Raw genomic sequence first — 15,513 nt, forward strand, 5'->3', positions numbered from 1 at the left:
GGCTGGTGCAGGCGCCTCGGCCGGCACGAACGGCGGCGGCCTGCTGGGCGGGCTGCTGGGTGGCGTGAACGTCGCGGCGGGTGCGGGCGCTGGCGCGGGCGCAGGTGTCACCACCGGCGCGCCGGCCAGCTCGGGAGGATCGGGCGGAACGACGGGTGGCGCAGCCAACGGCGGCCTGCTCGGCGGTCTGCTGGTGGGGGTGACGGGCGCCACGACAGGTGGCACGACGGGCGGTGCGCCCAACGGCGGCTTGCTCGGCGGGTTGCTCGGCGGCTTGGCCGGCAAGAAGTAATCCCCCTAATCGCCAGGAAACCACATCATGCTGCAACAACAGACCTACCATCACCACGAGCCCATGACCGGCATGGTCGAGCCATCAAAGAGCAGCCGGCGGTCCGGGATGCTGGACGAGATCGGCCTGCTGCTCGGCCGGCAGTTTGCCGCCTACAACACCGCCTGCCAATCGGCCTTGGCCGAGAAGCTGGGCACGACGGTGGCGGACCTGAAGGCCCTGGAGCTGGTCATGGCGTTCGATGCCCTGCCCACGGGGCATCTGGCGCGGTTGATGGGCATCAGTTCGGGTGGCGCCACCGCGCTCATCAACCGGCTGGAAGCGGCCGGCTATGTGGAACGCGGCCGCCACCCGCTTGACCGCCGGATCATCGTGATCCGGCCGGTCGAGGCGCAGTGCCGGGTGCTCGCGCAGGAGCGGCAGTGGATCGCCGAAACCATCGCGATGACGTCCTGCAACTACGACACCGCGGACCTGGAGGCCGTGCACGGGTTCCTGACGCGTTGCGGCCGCGGCGTGAAGCGAGACACGCTGGACTGGCTGGAGGCGGGCAGCGCGCATCAGCCTGGGTAGGCGGCGGCAGGGCCTAAACCCTGCTGCCGCTTCAACCGGATCCGGCCACATCGGCCGGATCCGGCTTCAACCCATTCACGCGGCATTAGACGGATCAATCCGCGTCAGGCGGCCCGAAATGCAGACGCGGCACCGCGGCCAGCAGCCGGCGCGTGACCTCCTGGCGCGGCGCCAGCAACACCGATTCGGCCTGACCCAGCTCGACGATGCGGCCCTTGTCCATGACCGCGATGCGGTCCGCCAGATACTCGACCACGCCGAAGTTGTGGGTGATGAAGAGATACGCGATGCCCAGATCGGCCTGCAATTCGCGCAGCAGATCCAGAATCTGCGCCTGTACCGACACATCCAGCGCCGACGTGGGCTCGTCGCAGATCAGCACCTTGGGTTCGACCGCCAGCGCGCGCGCAATGGCGATGCGCTGGCGCTGTCCGCCCGAGAATTCATGCGGATAGCGCGTCAGCGTGTTGGCGGGCAGCCCGACGCGCTCGATGAGCTGCGCGGCGTGCTTTTCGCGGTCCTGCCGGCTCATGCCGCGCTTGAGCGACGCCAGCCCCTCGTCCAGTATCTCGCCGATACGCATGCGCGGATCCAGCGATGCATACGGGTCCTGAAACACGATCTGAATGTCCTGCCGCAGCCGCTGCAACTGGCGGCGGTCGGCGGTCAGCAGGTCCTGGCCTTGCAGCATCGCGCGGCCCGAGATGCGCGCGCCGTCGATCAGCCGCAGCAAGGCCTTGCCGGTGGTGGTCTTGCCGCAGCCGGATTCGCCCAGCAGCGCCAGCGTTTCCCCCGCGCGCAGCGTGAAGGTCACGCCGTCCACGGCCTTGACCCACGACACGATGCGGCGCAGCGGCCCCTTGCGTACCGGGTAATGGACTTTCAGATCCTGCACATCCAGCACCACGCCTGCCGTGCGATCCGGCCCGGCCTGCTGGCGCTGCTGCGCGGCCACGGCGCGGCCCTGTTCGGTCAGCGGCACGCCACGCTTATCGAAGGTGGGGATGGCTTCGAAGAGCTGCTTGGCATACGGATGGCGCGGCGCGCGGAAGAATTCCTCGGCGCTGGCGCTTTCGACGATCTCGCCGCTGCGCATCAAGGCAACGTGATGCGCCACGTTCTTGACCACGGCCAGGTCGTGCGTGATCAGCAGGACGGCCATGCCCATTTCCTGCTGGATGCTGGCCAAAAGGTCCAGCACTTGCGCCTGCACCGTCACGTCCAGCGCGGTGGTCGGCTCGTCGGCGATCAGCAGCACGGGCTCGGCCGCCAGCGCGATGGCGATCATGACGCGCTGCTTTTGGCCACCGGAAAACTGGAACGGATAGTCGTCGATGCGGCGGTCGGGATCGGGAATGCCGACCCGGCGCAGCCAGTCGATGGCCCGCGCGCGCGCTGCGGCTCCGCGCAGCGGCGTGTGCGCGGTCAGCGTCTCGATGATCTGGTCGCCCACGCGCATGACCGGATTCAGGCTGGTGGACGGTTCCTGGAAGATGATGCCGATGCGCCCGCCGCGCACGCCGCGCATGGCGCTTTCCGGCAGGCGGTTCAGGTCTTCGCCGTCCAGGTCGATCTGCCCGCCCACGATGCGTCCGGCGTCCGGCAGCAGCCGCAACAGCGCCAGCGCGGTCATGCTCTTGCCGCAGCCCGATTCGCCCACCAGCGCGAAGGTCTCGCGCTGCGAGATCGCCAGTTGCAGGCGCTTGACCGCATGCGTCATGCCGCTTTCGCCCGCGACGTCGACGTCCAGGCCGTTTACGGTCAGCAAGGGAGTGTCGTAGCTCATGGCGCCTCTCCGGTCTTGGAGGCGCGGCCGTCCGCCGCCAGCATGGCTTCCGGACGGCGGCCAAGAAAGCCCAGGCGCGCCAGGCGGCTGGGCTTGTAGCGCCGCGTGCGCGGGTCGAAGGCGTCGCGCACCGCGTCCGCAAACAGGTTGGCCGCCAGCACCAGCGCCAGCATGAAAAGGAAAGCGGTCATGAGGTTCCACCAGATCATGGGGTCGCGCGACATTTCCAGCCGCGCGCCGTCGATCATCGAGCCGAACGAATTCATGCTGGGATCCACGCCGATGCCCAGGTAGGACAGCACGGCCTCGTAAAGCACCAGGCCCGAGAATTCCAGCACCACGGTGATCAGCACCAGGTGCGCCACGTTGGGCAGCAGGTGGCGCGTCATGATGCGCCAGTGCGACACGCCGAAGGCGCGCGCGGCCTGCACGTATTCCAGCTCGCGCAGCTTGAGCGTTTCGGCGCGCAGCAGGCGGCACAGCCCGGCCCAACCGGTCAGGCCCAGGATCATGCACAACAGGAACAGCCGCAGGTCGGCGCGTGCCGCCGAGGTGTCGAACAGGTCGGAATGGTTGTCGATGTACACCTGCATCATCAGCGCGCAGGCGGCCACCAGCAGCACGCCGGGAATCGAGGTGATGGTGGTGTACAGGTACTGGATGGCGTCGTCGACCTTGCCCTTGAAGTACCCGGCCGCGATCCCAAAAATGATGGCCGGCGGCAGCATCGCCAGCGTGGTGAGGCTGCCGATGACGAGCGCGGTGCGGATGCTTTTCAGCGCCTGCCACAGCACGTCGTTGCCGATGCGGTCGGTGCCCAGCGCGTGATAGCCGGTGGACAGCCCCGCCAGCGCTCCCACCGTCAGGCACAACAGGGCGAAGGTGATCGTCATGGCGCGCCAGGGAATGTCGGCGCGGCCGGCCAGCAATTCCTCGGCGGCATGGGACGCCGATCCGGTGGCGCGCGTCAGGCAGGCAAACAGCAGGACCGCGCCGGCCAACGCAACGGCCAGCCCCGCGGCAAGTCCCCATCCCAGCCGCATCGCGATATCGCCGCCGCGCTCTTTCTCGGGATCGGTCAGGTGCAGCGCCGCCCCGCGAAGCCGCGGAAAATCGCGCACCGGCTTATCGTCGACCAGCATGGTCTCTTTGGTGAACTGATGCGCGGCCAGCGGCTCGGAATAGGTTTTTTCGGGGCGCGTGAGCACGGTGCCGGCCAACAGGCCGTCCAGCGCGGACCGCACCGCGGGCGCATAGACCGGCGGGGCGTCGGCGGCGGCGCCCGGTGCGGGCGGCAGCAGCGGACGGTAGTGGACGGAATCCAGCAGGCCGACCACCGAAAAGGCAACCAGGATGACGGCCGAACACATGGCGGGCGTATCGCGCGCGACACGCGCCCAGGTGGCGCGCAGGTTGGGACTGCGGCGCACGTGCCAGACGTAGGCCAGCGCGCCTGCCACCATCAGCCACAGCGCGATATCGGTCCAGAGAAAGACGAACTTGGGCATGGCGGCTACTCGAAACGCACGCGGGGATCGGCCAGCGTGTAGGAAATGTCGGCCAGGATCAGCCCCACGATGTAAAGCGCGGCGCCCAGGAACACCATCGCGCGCACGATGGAGAAGTCCTGGGCATTGATGGCGTCGATGGTGTAGCTGCCCAGCCCCGGAATGCCGAAGAACGATTCGGCGATCAGGCTGCCCATGAAGAGCAGCGGCAGCGCGGCGACCGTGCTGGTCAGGATGGGCAGCATGGCGTTGCGCAGCACGTGGCGGAACAGCACGACGCGTTCGGCCAGGCCCTTTGAGCGCGCGGTACGCACGTAATCCTTGCCGATCTCTTCAAGAAACAGGGTGCGGTAGAAGCGCGCTTCGGGCCCCAGCCGCGACACGATCGCCACCAGCACCGGCAGCGCCAGGAACTTGATCACATCCAGTCCGCCCGAATAGCCCGAGAACGGCACCAGCCGCAGCAGCTTCGCGAACAGCCACTGCCCCGCGATGATGTAGAACAGGCTCGATATCGACAGCAGCATCACGCACAGCACGACGCCCCAGAAGTCCAGCCGCGTGGCCCGGAAATACACCAGCGTCAGCGAGAACACGATGCTGGCGAACAACCCCAGAAAGAACGTGGGCACCGCCAGCGCCAGGCTGGGCCCCATGCGTGTCTTGATCTCGCGGCCGATGTCGCGGCCGCCATCCGACGCGCCAAAATCCATCACCAGCAGCGGCACCGAACGCCGGTAGAACACCGTGTCCGTGAGTTGCGCCGTGCCCTGGGCCTCGGCATTGAAAAACAGCGGCTTGTCGTAGCCGCGTTCGGCCTTCCATTTCTCGACCGCGTCCTGGCTGACGCGCTGGCCGCCGATGGCCAGCCGCGCCATGTCGTCGGGCGTGTTCACCGCGAAGAACAGGATGAAGGTAAAGAGATTGACGCCGATCAGAATCAGCACGCCGTACAACAGCCGGCGGATGACATAGCCGATCATGATTGATGCTCCTTGCGTTCGGGCGGCACAAACGCCGTCTGGCGTTCACGCCGCTTGAGCGCCACATACGAAGGCCAGATCGCCAGCGCCAGCAGCAGGATGAAGACGCCGACGGGCCACCAGATGGGCGAATTCCATTCGTCGATCTTCTGCTGCCGCAGTGCCGGGTCGATCTTCATGTACTGCAGCGTGTTGCGCACCATCTGCGTGGGCTTGGCGTTGCCGACCCATTGCTGATAGGCCCCGCCCGACATCGGGAAGTAGCCGAACATCCATGGCGCATCACGCTGGACGACGGCGATCATATCGGCGATCAGCGCGGCCTTCTCGGGGCCGTCATCCAGGAATTTCATCTGCTCGAACAGCTTGTCGAACTCGGGGCTGGCATAGTTGGCCGCGTTTTCACCGCCGCCCTTGGCCTTGGCGTTGGGGCCGTACAAGAGGAAGAGGAAGTTCTCGGCGTCGGGGTAGTCGGCGTTCCAGCCCCACAGAAAGATCTGCGCGGCGCCGCGCAGCATCTTGTCCTGGAAGCGGTTGTAGTCGGTGGCGCGCACGTCGAGCTGCACGCCGATCTTGGCCAGCTGGCGCCGCATCCAGTCGGACTGCGGGTTGGAGCCGCCGCCGGACATGGAATCGAAGTACAGCACCAGCGGCGCGCCCGTCTGCGCGTTGCGGCCGTCCGGGTAGCCGGCCTCGGCCAGCAGCCGCTTGGCCACGTCGATGGACTTGCGCACGGGTTTACCGTCCACCAGGTCATACACGACAGGATTGATGCCTTCGGGCGGATCTCGGTAGCCCAGCACGCCGGGCGGAACCGGGCCATAGGCCACCGACGCCTGACTGTTCTCGAACACCGCCACGTACTCTTCCCAGTCGAAGGCGATACTGATGGCCTGGCGCAGCTTGCGGTTGCGTTCCTGCTGCTCGGGCGTGTCGCCCTTGCCCACCACCGGATCCAGCCAGTTGAAACCCATGTACCAGTTGGCGGTCTCGACCGTGGTCGGCAGCTTGATGCCATGCTCTTGATACTTGCGCGCCTTGTCCTGGCTGTCGCCGGCCGCCACCAGCATGGCCACGCCGTATTCGCCGCGCTCGATCTGCGGCACGTCGTAATAGCCCTGCATGAACTTGCCGGTCAGCGGAATGGCTTCCTTTTCGACGCTGAACTCGGCGCGGTCGATGAAGGGCGTGGGCTTGCCGCAGTCGGCCAGAAGACCCGCGGCCTTGTCGCCGGGTTCGCCTTCGCAGGGATAGGGCTCGCCGTGGTAATTGGGATTGCGGCCCAGCACGTGGCGGCGGTTTTGCAGCGATTCGACCAGCATGTACGGGCCGGTGCCCACCGGCCAGGTGTTCAGCGACAGGTCGTGGGCGGCCATGCCGGGCTGGTTGTAGAACCGGTCCGCTTCCCACGGGATGGGCGCGGTGAAGGTCATGGCCAGCCAGTACTTGAACTGCGGATACTTGCCGTCGACGCGGATCCGCAGCGTGTGGGCATCCAGCGCCTCGACGCCCTTGAAGCCGTCGTCCTCGCGCAGGTCCAGCCAGGGCGACGCGCCCGCGCCGCCGGGCACGTCGCGCCGCAGGTCCTGGTCGCGCTTGCGCAACCGGTCGCCGTAGTCTTTGAGGCCCTGCACGTGTTCGGCCATCAGCGAATAGATGGGCGACACCACGCGCGGACTGGCCAGGCGCCGGAACGCATAGACGTAGTCGTCGGCGGTGAGCTCGCGGGTGCCCGTCAGCGGGAAGTCGGGAATGTAGAACTTGTCGTCGAGTTCGCCGGGCGCCAGCGGAAAGTAGGCGTAGCTGCCGTCCGGCTTGCGGGCGAAGGCCGGATGCGGCGCGAAGCGGATGCCCGGCCGGATCTTGATGTCGTAGATGCTTTGCGCGATCTGTTCGCCCGGCGCGTCCGCAGGCAGCGTGTTGCCGTCCTTGTCCAGGTACACCGGCGGATCGATTGACGCGGCCGCGCGCGGGATCAGCTCGTAGGGCCGCTTCAGGTAGTGATACCCGTACAGCGGCTCATAGATGTTGTAGGTATATGGCGTTTCGTCGCCGGAATAGGAACTGGCCGGGTCCAGGTACTTCGGGGAGCGTTTGACGAACGCGGAATACAGCGTGTTCTGGCTTTCGGCGCCGGATGGATAGGGGCTGTTGATGGGGCTTTCTTGCGAGCAGCCCGCCAACGCCAGCGACAGCAGCATGGCCGACGCCCAGAGCCGCTTCAGTACACCCATGGAAACCTTCCCTTCGTTTCGTAGCGACAGAGGATAGCAAAAGGGGGGCCGGGGAAATACCCCGGCATGCCCTTAGAGGCGCTACGGGCGGATCGGGCCGGCGCGGGTCGGGCTGGCGGCTGGGCGGCGGGATGGCGGCGTGGCATCCCGATGGCGGCGAGGAATTTCGACGGCGGCGAGAAATCCCGATGGCGGCGCTCAGCCGCACTGGCGCTGGCGCCAGCAGTCATAGCGCCATTTCCAGGGCTGCACGGGATCCGGCCTCGCCCACAGCCCGCGCCCCGCCGCCTTGGCCTGGCGCTGCAGATCCGGCATGGCCTTGTCGCGCAGGTAATCGCCCTTGCGGGCCGTGTAGGCCCAGGCGTAGCCAGCCTCGACCTGCACGCGGTTGGCCGAGCGCCCATCGTCCAGGATCAGCGCGCAGACATCGCGGCCATATTGATCCTGCTCGTAGCACTGCGCGGTGAGTGTCTTGCCGGCCACCAGTCCAGCCAGATGCTTGCGCGCCGCTTCGGCGTCTGGCTGGCCGGGCTGATCCGTGCCATGGCCCTCTTCCGGCGCGTCGATGCTGTCCATCCGGATGCGCCGCTGCCCGTCGGGCGCCCGTAGCGTCACGGTATCGCCGTCCGCCACATTCACGATCGTGCCCGTCAGCGTGTAGCTTCCTTGCGGCACACCGCCCGCAGGCGCCGTGGCCGACGGTTTACCGCCCGCCGGCGCTGTCCCCGAGGGCTTGCCGGTTGCCGTCGGCCCCGGGCGCTGCGGCGCGGAATCCTGCGGGGAAAGCCAGTTCACGATGGCGCCCGCCGCCGCCAGAACCAGGGCGACGACAAGGGCGGTCAGCTTGCTGCCGCCGCGAAAGGGGGATTTGCCACGCACCGGCGAAACTCCAGAGGGAAAACGACAGCGAGTTTGCCACAAGGGAGCTCGCTGCAGACGCCTGATCGATGTCGTCTGACACCCCGGGATTACAACCAGCCCGACTTCCGGAACCGCCAATACAGCACGGAACACACGGACGCGATGACGCCCAGCGTGACCGGATAGCCCCATGGGGATTTCAGTTCCGGCATGAACTCGAAGTTCATGCCATAAATGCCGGCGATCGCGGTGGGCACGGCCAGGATGGCGGCCCAGGACGCAAGTTTGCGGGTGGTGTCGTTCTGCGCCGCCTGCCCGATCATCAGGCTGGCTTCAAAGGCGAACGCCAGCGATTCGCGCAGCGAATTGAAAAGCTCATCCACGCGCAGCACGCGATCCGCCACTTCGCCGAAGTAAGGCCGCGCATGCTCGTCCACGGCGGACATTTCGACGCGCGCCAGCCGGCGGCAGATCTCGGCCAGCGGCGACACCACGGTATGGATGCGCAAGAGATCCCGCCGCTGCCGGTACAGCCTGCGGATGTCCGAGTCCTTTGCGCCTCGGATCAGCAGCTTCTGTTCGGCGCCTTCGACGACGCTTTCGATCTTGACGGCCGCCGCCACGTAGCGATCCACCAGCCAGTCCAGCAGCTCGGACGCCACGTAGTCGCTGCCGCGCTTGAGCAGGTCGGGCGAGGCTTCCAGGCGCTCGCGCAGCGGGCTGTGCCCGGCGGTGGCGCCGCGCCGCACGGTGACCAGGAAGCCGTCGCCGATGAGGAACTGCGTCTCGCCGAAGATGGGCCGCTCGGCTTCGACTTCGACCGTCACGGCGACGATGAGAATCATGTTGCCGTAGTCGATGATCTTGGGACGCCGGTGGGCTTCCAGCATCTCTTCCTGGTTCTTATCGCACGCGCCAAGCTCGCGCGACACCTTGGCAAGCGTCTCCGGACTGGGGTTGCGCAACCCGATCCACAGCATGCTCTGGCCCTGACGCTGGGCAACGTACTGGCCGGCCTCTTCGATGGGGACCTCGCGGTCCCGCCGTCCGTTCACGTAGGCGATCGATGCCACGACCTCGCCCTTGGGCGCGTCGGCGGCTTGCTCTTCAGTAGACATAGACATCCTCGGACAAATCGATCCCTGCGGTGCAGCGTGTGATTATCGGCCGATGATAGCCCAGCCTCCGGGCGGGCCGACGCCTCAGAACAGGTTGCGCACCCGCTTGGCCACGTCGATGCGCGGCGCCTGCGGCTCGCGCGGCTCGGCCCGTCCGGGCGGCAGATCGGGCAGCTTGGGCAGGTGGTCAAAGAGCGGCAGCATGGCGTTGGTGATGAACCGCGTGCGCGAGCCGTACACGTGCCGGTCGCCCATCCCCGTCTGCTGATGCACGTAGAAGCGCTGCGGCACGACAAGCTGCAGCCGTTCCTTGGCCCGCGTCATGGCCACATACAGCAGCCGGCGCTCTTCCTCGATCTCTTCGGCCGTGCCCGTGCTCATGTCGGACGGGATGCAGCCGTCCACCACGTTCAGCACGTAGACCGCCTTCCACTCCTGGCCTTTCGCGGAATGGATTGTGGACAGGATCATGTAATCCTCGTCGCGCAGCGGCGCGCCGGATTCGTCGCTGGTGGCGTCGGGCGGGTCCAGCGTCAGTTCTGTCAGGAAGCGCTCGCGTGTCGGATAGCCCGACGCAATGCGCACAAGCTGGTCGAGATCTGTCTTGCGCACGCGCGCATCGTCGTACAGGCGCTCGAGCTGGCCGCTATACCAGCGCAGCGCCAGGTCCACGTCGGCCGGCCACTTCAGCGTGGGGTCGCACAGCGCGGCGTACGTGTCGGCGAAGGCGCCCCACTCTTCCTGCGCCGCCGCGCCCGGCTTGAACTCGCGCAGCGTGCGCAGCGGCTCGGCGGACGCGGACATCGCGTCCATCAGCTTGCCCGCCGTGGCGGGGCCGATGCCCGGCATCAGCTGCGCGACGCGGAATCCCGCCATGCGGCCGCGCGGGTTCTCGGCCCAGCGCAGGATCGACAGCAGGTCCTTGACGTGCGCCGCTTCCAGAAAGCGCAACCCGCCGAACTTGACGAAGGGGATGTTGCGGCGGGTCAGCTCCAATTCGAGTGCGGCGCTGTGGCTGGCGGTGCGAAACAGCGCCGCCTGCGACTTGAGCGTCGCGCCGCCCTCGCGTTGCGCCAGCACCTGGTCGGCCACCCAACGCGCCTGCCCGGCTTCGTCGCTGACCGTGACCAGCTCGGGCAATTGCGACGACTTGCGGTCGGTCCACAGGTCCTTGGCATAACGTTCGGTCGCCTGCGCAATCACGGCGTTGGAGGCGGTCAGGATCGGTTGCGACGACCGGTAGTTGCGGTCCAGCGTGATGACGCGCGCGGGCGCGGGAAACAGGTTGGGAAAATCCAGGATGTTGCGGACCGTGGCCGCGCGGAACGAGTAGATGGATTGCGCGTCGTCGCCCACCACGGTAAGGCCGCGGCCGTCGGGCTTCATGGCCAGCAGGATGGCCGACTGCAGCCGGTTGGTGTCCTGGTATTCGTCCACCAGCACATGATCGAAGCGCGCGCCGACATCCGCTGCAATCTCCGCGTCCGACATCATTTCGGACCAGTACAGCAGCAGATCGTCGTAGTCGAGCACCTGCTGGTCCTGCTTGGCCGCGACATACGCGCGGAACAGGTTCTTGAGCTCGTCTTCCCATTGCGCGCACCACGGAAACGACGTCTTGAGCACGTCGCCCACCGGCGTCTGGCTGTTCACCACGCGCGAGTAGATCGCCAGGCACGTTCCCTTGAGCGGAAAGCGGGATTTGGTGGAGGACAGGCCCAGCTCGTGCCGCACCATGCCCATCAGGTCCTCGGCGTCGCCGCGGTCGTGGATGGTGAAGGCTTCGGACAGGCCGATGCGCAGCGCGCAATCGCGCAACAGACGCGCGCCGATCGCATGGAAGGTGCCCGCCCACGGCAGCGACGGCGCCTGCTGCGACGAACGCAGATTCATCACCCGCTGCAGTACCGACCCCACGCGCCGCTCCATTTCCAATGCCGCGCGGCGCGAAAACGTGAGCAGCAGCATGCGCTGCGGGTCCGCCCCGTTCAGAATCAGATGCGCCACGCGGTGCGCGAGCGTATTGGTCTTGCCGGACCCCGCGCCCGCAATCACCAGCAGCGGGCCGTCGTTGCCGGGCGCGCCGGCCACACCGAATTCGGCGGCCTCGCGCTGCGCGGGATTCAGGTCGGCCAGCGGATCGGGCCGCTCGGCCGGGCGGGCGGCGGTCTGGGGGTTGTCGGGCGTGCTGGGAGTCTGATCTTGGTCTGGCATGTCGCGGAGCCGCAGCGCTGCGGCCGCAAAAAAGGAAGGAGCCAAGGCTGGCTCCGGGTGAACACTGTATATTTATACAGAATTTTTTGACTTCCGTCTGAACCGCCCGGCGCCATGCCCGATTTTCCCCGCATCCTGACCGGCACCGCCTCCTGGACCGACCCCACCCTGCTGGCCTGCGGCCGCTTCTACCCGCCCGATGCACGCAGCGCCGAATCGCGGCTGCGGTTCTATGCGTCGCGCTTTTCGCTGGCCGAGGTCGACTCCAGCTTCTACGCGATGCCCACGCCGGACAACGCCTACCTGTGGTCCACCCGCACGCCGGACGATTTCGTCTTCAACATCAAGGCGTTCCGGCTATTTACCGGCCACCAGACGCCGCTCACCGCCCTGCCCGGCGACATCCGGCGCGAACTGGCGGACTGGCCGGAGCCCATCATCTACCACGACCGCATGCCGGGCGACCTGCGCGACGAGCTCTGGCGGCGCTACCAGCTGGCCATCGAGCCGTTGCGGATGGCGGACAAGCTGGGCGCGGTGCATTTCCAGTTTCCGCCTTGGGTACGGCGCGACGCCCGCGGCATGGCGCGCGTGGCGGCCTGCGCGCGGCGGATGGAGGAACATCTGGTGTCGGTGGAATTCCGCCACCACAGCTGGTTCGAAAGCCCGGCGGCCACGGCGGACACGCTGGCCTTCGAACGGGATCTGGGTGTCGTGCACACGGTTGTCGACGCGCCCCAGGGGTTCGAGAACACCGTGCCCGCGGTTTGGGAAAGCACCCATCCGGAGCTGACGCTGTTGCGCCTGCACGGGCGCAATGCGGCCAAGTGGAACGCGTCGGGGCCGGCGTCTTCGGGGCGGTTTCAGTACGAATATTCGGAAGCGGAACTGGCCGAACTGGTCGCACGTTTCACGCGGCTGGCCTCGCAATCGGCGCAGGCGCATGCAGTGTTCAACACCAACTTCGAAGACCAGGGCATGCGCAACGCGGCGGCCTTCGCGTCGGCGTTGCAATTGCCGGGCCTGTGACTGGGGATCAGACACCCGCCTTCGTACCCGCCCTTACCGCCGGCCGCGCCACCTCCGCCAGACTCTCCAGCAGCACTTCAAATTTGCGCGCGATGTCGTGCTCCGGCACGCAGGCATATCCCAGCAGCAGCCCCGGCCGGCGCCCTTCCTCGTTGACGTAATACCGCGACAGCGCGCGCGTGAGCACGCCCTTGCTGCGCGCCACCTCAACGACGCGCAGGTCGTCCATGTCCGCGGGCAGGGTCAGGACCAGATGCAAACCCGCCATGCTGGCATCGCGATGCAGCCAGTCCGGACCCAGCCGGCGCTCGATAAGGTTGACCAGCATGGCGCGGCGGCGGCCGTACAGCATGCGCATGCGGCGGATGTGCGCCGCGTAATGGCCTTCGGAAATGAACGTGGCCAGCGCCGCGTGCGTCATCAGGTGCCCTTCGCGGTACAGCTCGGCATGCGCCGCCTGAAAAGCCGCCGTCAGCGTCTTGGGCAGCACCAGATACCCCACACGCAGGCCCGGATAAAGCGTCTTGCTGAAGGTCCCCATGTAGATCACCGGCGCATCGGACTCCAAACCGAGCAGCGACGCGATCGGCCGGCCGGAAAAGCGGAACTCGCTGTCGTAGTCGTCTTCGATGATCCAGCTGCCGCACTGCCGCGCCACCGCCAGCAACTGCCGCCGGCGTGCCAGCGACATCACGGGTCCCAGCGGATACTGATGCGACGGCGTGACGAAGATGAATCGCGGCGGCGTGTCCACGGCGTCAGGCACACGCATGCCTTCTTCATCCACCGGCAGATGCACGGTGCGCAGGCCGTTGGCTTGCAGGATGGTGCGCGCGCCCCAATAGCCCGGATCTTCGACCCACGCCGTTTCACCGGCCTCGCCCAGGATGCGCGTGGTCAGGTCGATGGCCTGATGCGAACCCTCGGTAATGATGATCTGCTCGGGATCGCAGTCGATGGACCGCGTCAGCGCCAGATGCTGCGCCAGCGCCTCGCGCAGCGCCGGCAGGCCACCGCCATACGAATAGGTCAGCAGATCCGGCGCGGGATTGCGCCACAGCGCGCTGAAGATGCGGCCGAACTTCTTGTGCGGGAACTCGGTCAGGTCCGGCACCCCCGGCATGAACGCGCCCCATTGGTAAGGCGATGCCGACACGCCATCCACGATGGCCGCGCCGCGCGGCGACAGCGCCGGACGCGACGGCGCCTGCTGCGCCTGCCGCGCGCGGCGGCCGCTGGCCAGATACGAATCCGGCACCGAGGCATTGACGAAGGTGCCGTTGCCCTGCCGGCTGCGGGTATAGCCTTCGGCCAGCAGCTGGCTGTAGACGTGAACGACGGTGTTGCGGGCAATGCCCAGTTCGGCCGCGAGGTCCCGGGTGGCGGGCAGGCGCGAGTCCGCGGCAATGGATCCATCCAGGATGGCCTCACGGATGCCGCGATAGAGCCGCTTGTTCATGGGCTCGCTGGCGCCGTCGGCCAGGCGCAGCAGCAGCAAGTCACCGACGATGGACCGCAATTGGTTCTACCTGATTTATCAAAGTGGTTCCCACAAGTGGGGCCATCGTAGCATTAAATAAGTGCTTTACCGCCCATCACTCTCATCGAGACCGAGATGAAGAATCAGGATCTGAATACCCGCCGTTCCCTGGCCACGCCGCGCGGCGTCGGCGTCATGTGCGACTTCTACGCCGTGCGCGCGGAAAACGCCACGCTGTGGGACGCCGAAGGCAAGGAATACATCGATTTCGCAGGCGGCATCGCCGTCCTGAACACGGGCCACCTGCACCCGAAGGTCAAGGCCGCGGTCGCCGCCCAACTCGACAACTTCACGCACACGGCCTATCAGATCGTGCCGTACGAAGGCTACATCTCGCTGGCCGAGCGCATCAATCGTCTCGCCCCCATCGACGGCCTGAAGAAGACCGCCTTCTTCACGACCGGCGTCGAAGCCGTCGAGAACGCCGTGAAGATCGCGCGCTCGTCCACCGGCCGCTCGGGTGTCATCGCCTTCTCGGGTTCTTTCCATGGCCGCACGATGCTGGGCATGGCGCTGACCGGCAAGGTCGCCCCCTACAAGCTGTCGTTCGGCCCCATGCCGGGCGACATCTATCACGTGCCGTTCCCCAACGCCACGCAGTCCATCAGCGTGGCCGATTCGCTCAAGGCGCTGGACCTGCTGTTCAAGGTCGACATCGATCCGAAGCGCGTCGCGGCCATCATCATCGAACCCGTGCAAGGCGAAGGCGGCTTCAACATCACGCCGCCCGAACTGATGACCGCGCTGCGCAAGGTTTGCGACGAGCACGGCATCCTGCTGATCGCCGACGAAGTCCAGACGGGCTTTGGCCGTACCGGCAAGCTGTTCGCGATGGAACACCACAGCGTGCAGGCCGACATCATCACCATGGCCAAAAGCCTGGGCGGCGGCTTCCCGATCTCGGGCATCGTCGGCCGCGCCGAGGTCATGGACGGCCCCGCCGCGGGCGGCCTGGGCGGCACGTACGCCGGCAATCCGCTGGCCGTGGCCGCGGCGCACGCCGTGCTGGACGTCATCGCCGAAGAAAAGCTGTGCGAACGCGCCGCCCAACTGGGCGAAAAGCTGCGCGCGCATCTGGAAGGCCTGCGCGCCAAGGTGCCGGGCATCGCCGACGTGCGCGGTCTGGGCTCGATGGTCGCGCTGGAACTGAACGACGCGGCCGGCAAGCCCGACGCCGAAGCCGTCAAGCGCGTGCAGCAGCGCGCGCTCGACGCCGGCCTGATTTTGCTAAGCTGCGGTGTATACGGAAACGTCCTGCGCTTCCTGTATCCCTTGACCATTCCCGACGCCCAGTTCGCACGCGCGCTGGACATCCTGTCCGAGGCGCTTGCCGCTTGAGGCAAAGGCCCTGAATAACCGGTTATTCGGCTGGCAG

12 protein-coding genes are annotated in these 15,513 nt (G+C 66.9%); 4 read left to right on the forward strand and 8 right to left on the reverse strand.

The features are described from left to right. Together HV681_RS26840 and HV681_RS26845 are read left to right on the forward strand one after the other, a co-directional pair. A partial coding sequence (locus tag HV681_RS26840; RefSeq protein WP_175126141.1) for a hypothetical protein occupies window positions 1–292 on the forward strand: 292 nt, incomplete at its 5' end. A gap of 27 nt (window positions 293–319) precedes the next feature. Next, complete coding sequence (locus HV681_RS26845; protein WP_175126142.1) at window positions 320–865, forward strand: MarR family winged helix-turn-helix transcriptional regulator; 546 nt, start codon at window positions 320–322, stop codon at window positions 863–865. Window positions 866–959: 94 nt separating this feature from the next. On the opposite strand, the gene HV681_RS26850 is transcribed toward HV681_RS26845, so the two are convergent. From HV681_RS26850 to HV681_RS26880, 7 genes are all read right to left on the reverse strand, one after another. Next, window positions 960–2,651, reverse strand: coding sequence for an ABC transporter ATP-binding protein (locus HV681_RS26850; RefSeq protein ID WP_175126143.1), 1,692 nt, complete (start codon window positions 2,649–2,651; stop codon window positions 960–962). After that, on the reverse strand, window positions 2,648–4,159 hold the full coding sequence (locus HV681_RS26855; protein ID WP_175126144.1) for an ABC transporter permease: 1,512 nt from the start codon (window positions 4,157–4,159) through the stop codon (window positions 2,648–2,650). Before HV681_RS26855 ends, HV681_RS26850 begins: the two co-directional genes overlap by 4 nt. A 5-nt stretch (window positions 4,160–4,164) precedes the next feature. Beyond that, on the reverse strand, window positions 4,165–5,142 hold the full coding sequence (locus HV681_RS26860) for an ABC transporter permease (RefSeq protein ID WP_056563262.1): 978 nt from the start codon (window positions 5,140–5,142) through the stop codon (window positions 4,165–4,167). After that, window positions 5,139–7,376 (reverse strand): ABC transporter substrate-binding protein, encoded by a 2,238-nt coding sequence (locus HV681_RS26865; RefSeq protein ID WP_175126145.1) that lies wholly within the window; start codon window positions 7,374–7,376, stop codon window positions 5,139–5,141. The genes HV681_RS26860 and HV681_RS26865 overlap by 4 nt, the downstream gene beginning before the upstream one ends. 198 nt (window positions 7,377–7,574) lie before the next feature. Continuing rightward, entirely contained in the window at window positions 7,575–8,255 is a 681-nt protein-coding gene (locus tag HV681_RS26870) for a thermonuclease family protein (protein ID WP_175126146.1), read from the reverse strand. Between the two features lie 89 nt (window positions 8,256–8,344). Next, window positions 8,345–9,355: a magnesium and cobalt transport protein CorA gene (locus HV681_RS26875; RefSeq protein ID WP_175126147.1), complete on the reverse strand. Its 1,011-nt coding sequence runs from the start codon at window positions 9,353–9,355 to the stop codon at window positions 8,345–8,347. Between the two features lie 84 nt (window positions 9,356–9,439). Next, window positions 9,440–11,569 carry an ATP-dependent helicase gene (locus tag HV681_RS26880; RefSeq protein WP_175126148.1) on the reverse strand — a complete coding sequence of 710 codons (2,130 nt, stop codon included), beginning with the start codon at window positions 11,567–11,569 and terminating at the stop codon, window positions 9,440–9,442. A 114-nt stretch (window positions 11,570–11,683) separates the two neighbouring features. Between HV681_RS26880 and HV681_RS26885 the strand changes: the two genes are divergently transcribed. Next, window positions 11,684–12,598 carry a DUF72 domain-containing protein gene (locus HV681_RS26885; RefSeq protein WP_175126149.1) on the forward strand — a complete coding sequence of 305 codons (915 nt, stop codon included), beginning with the start codon at window positions 11,684–11,686 and terminating at the stop codon, window positions 12,596–12,598. A 7-nt stretch (window positions 12,599–12,605) separates the two neighbouring features. Here the strand turns inward: HV681_RS26885 and pdxR are convergent, their stop codons facing one another. Continuing rightward, on the reverse strand, window positions 12,606–14,117 hold the full coding sequence (gene pdxR / locus HV681_RS26890; RefSeq protein WP_367647278.1) for a MocR-like pyridoxine biosynthesis transcription factor PdxR: 1,512 nt from the start codon (window positions 14,115–14,117) through the stop codon (window positions 12,606–12,608). Window positions 14,118–14,213: 96 nt separating this feature from the next. Here pdxR and HV681_RS26895 point away from each other — a divergent pair, with 96 nt between their 5' ends. Then, entirely contained in the window at window positions 14,214–15,476 is a 1,263-nt protein-coding gene (locus HV681_RS26895) for a 4-aminobutyrate--2-oxoglutarate transaminase (protein ID WP_175126150.1), read from the forward strand. Window positions 15,477–15,513 lie beyond the last annotated feature (37 nt).

It is taken from the genome of Achromobacter animicus (assembly GCF_902859585.1).
GTDB lineage: Bacteria > Pseudomonadota > Gammaproteobacteria > Burkholderiales > Burkholderiaceae_B > Achromobacter > Achromobacter animicus.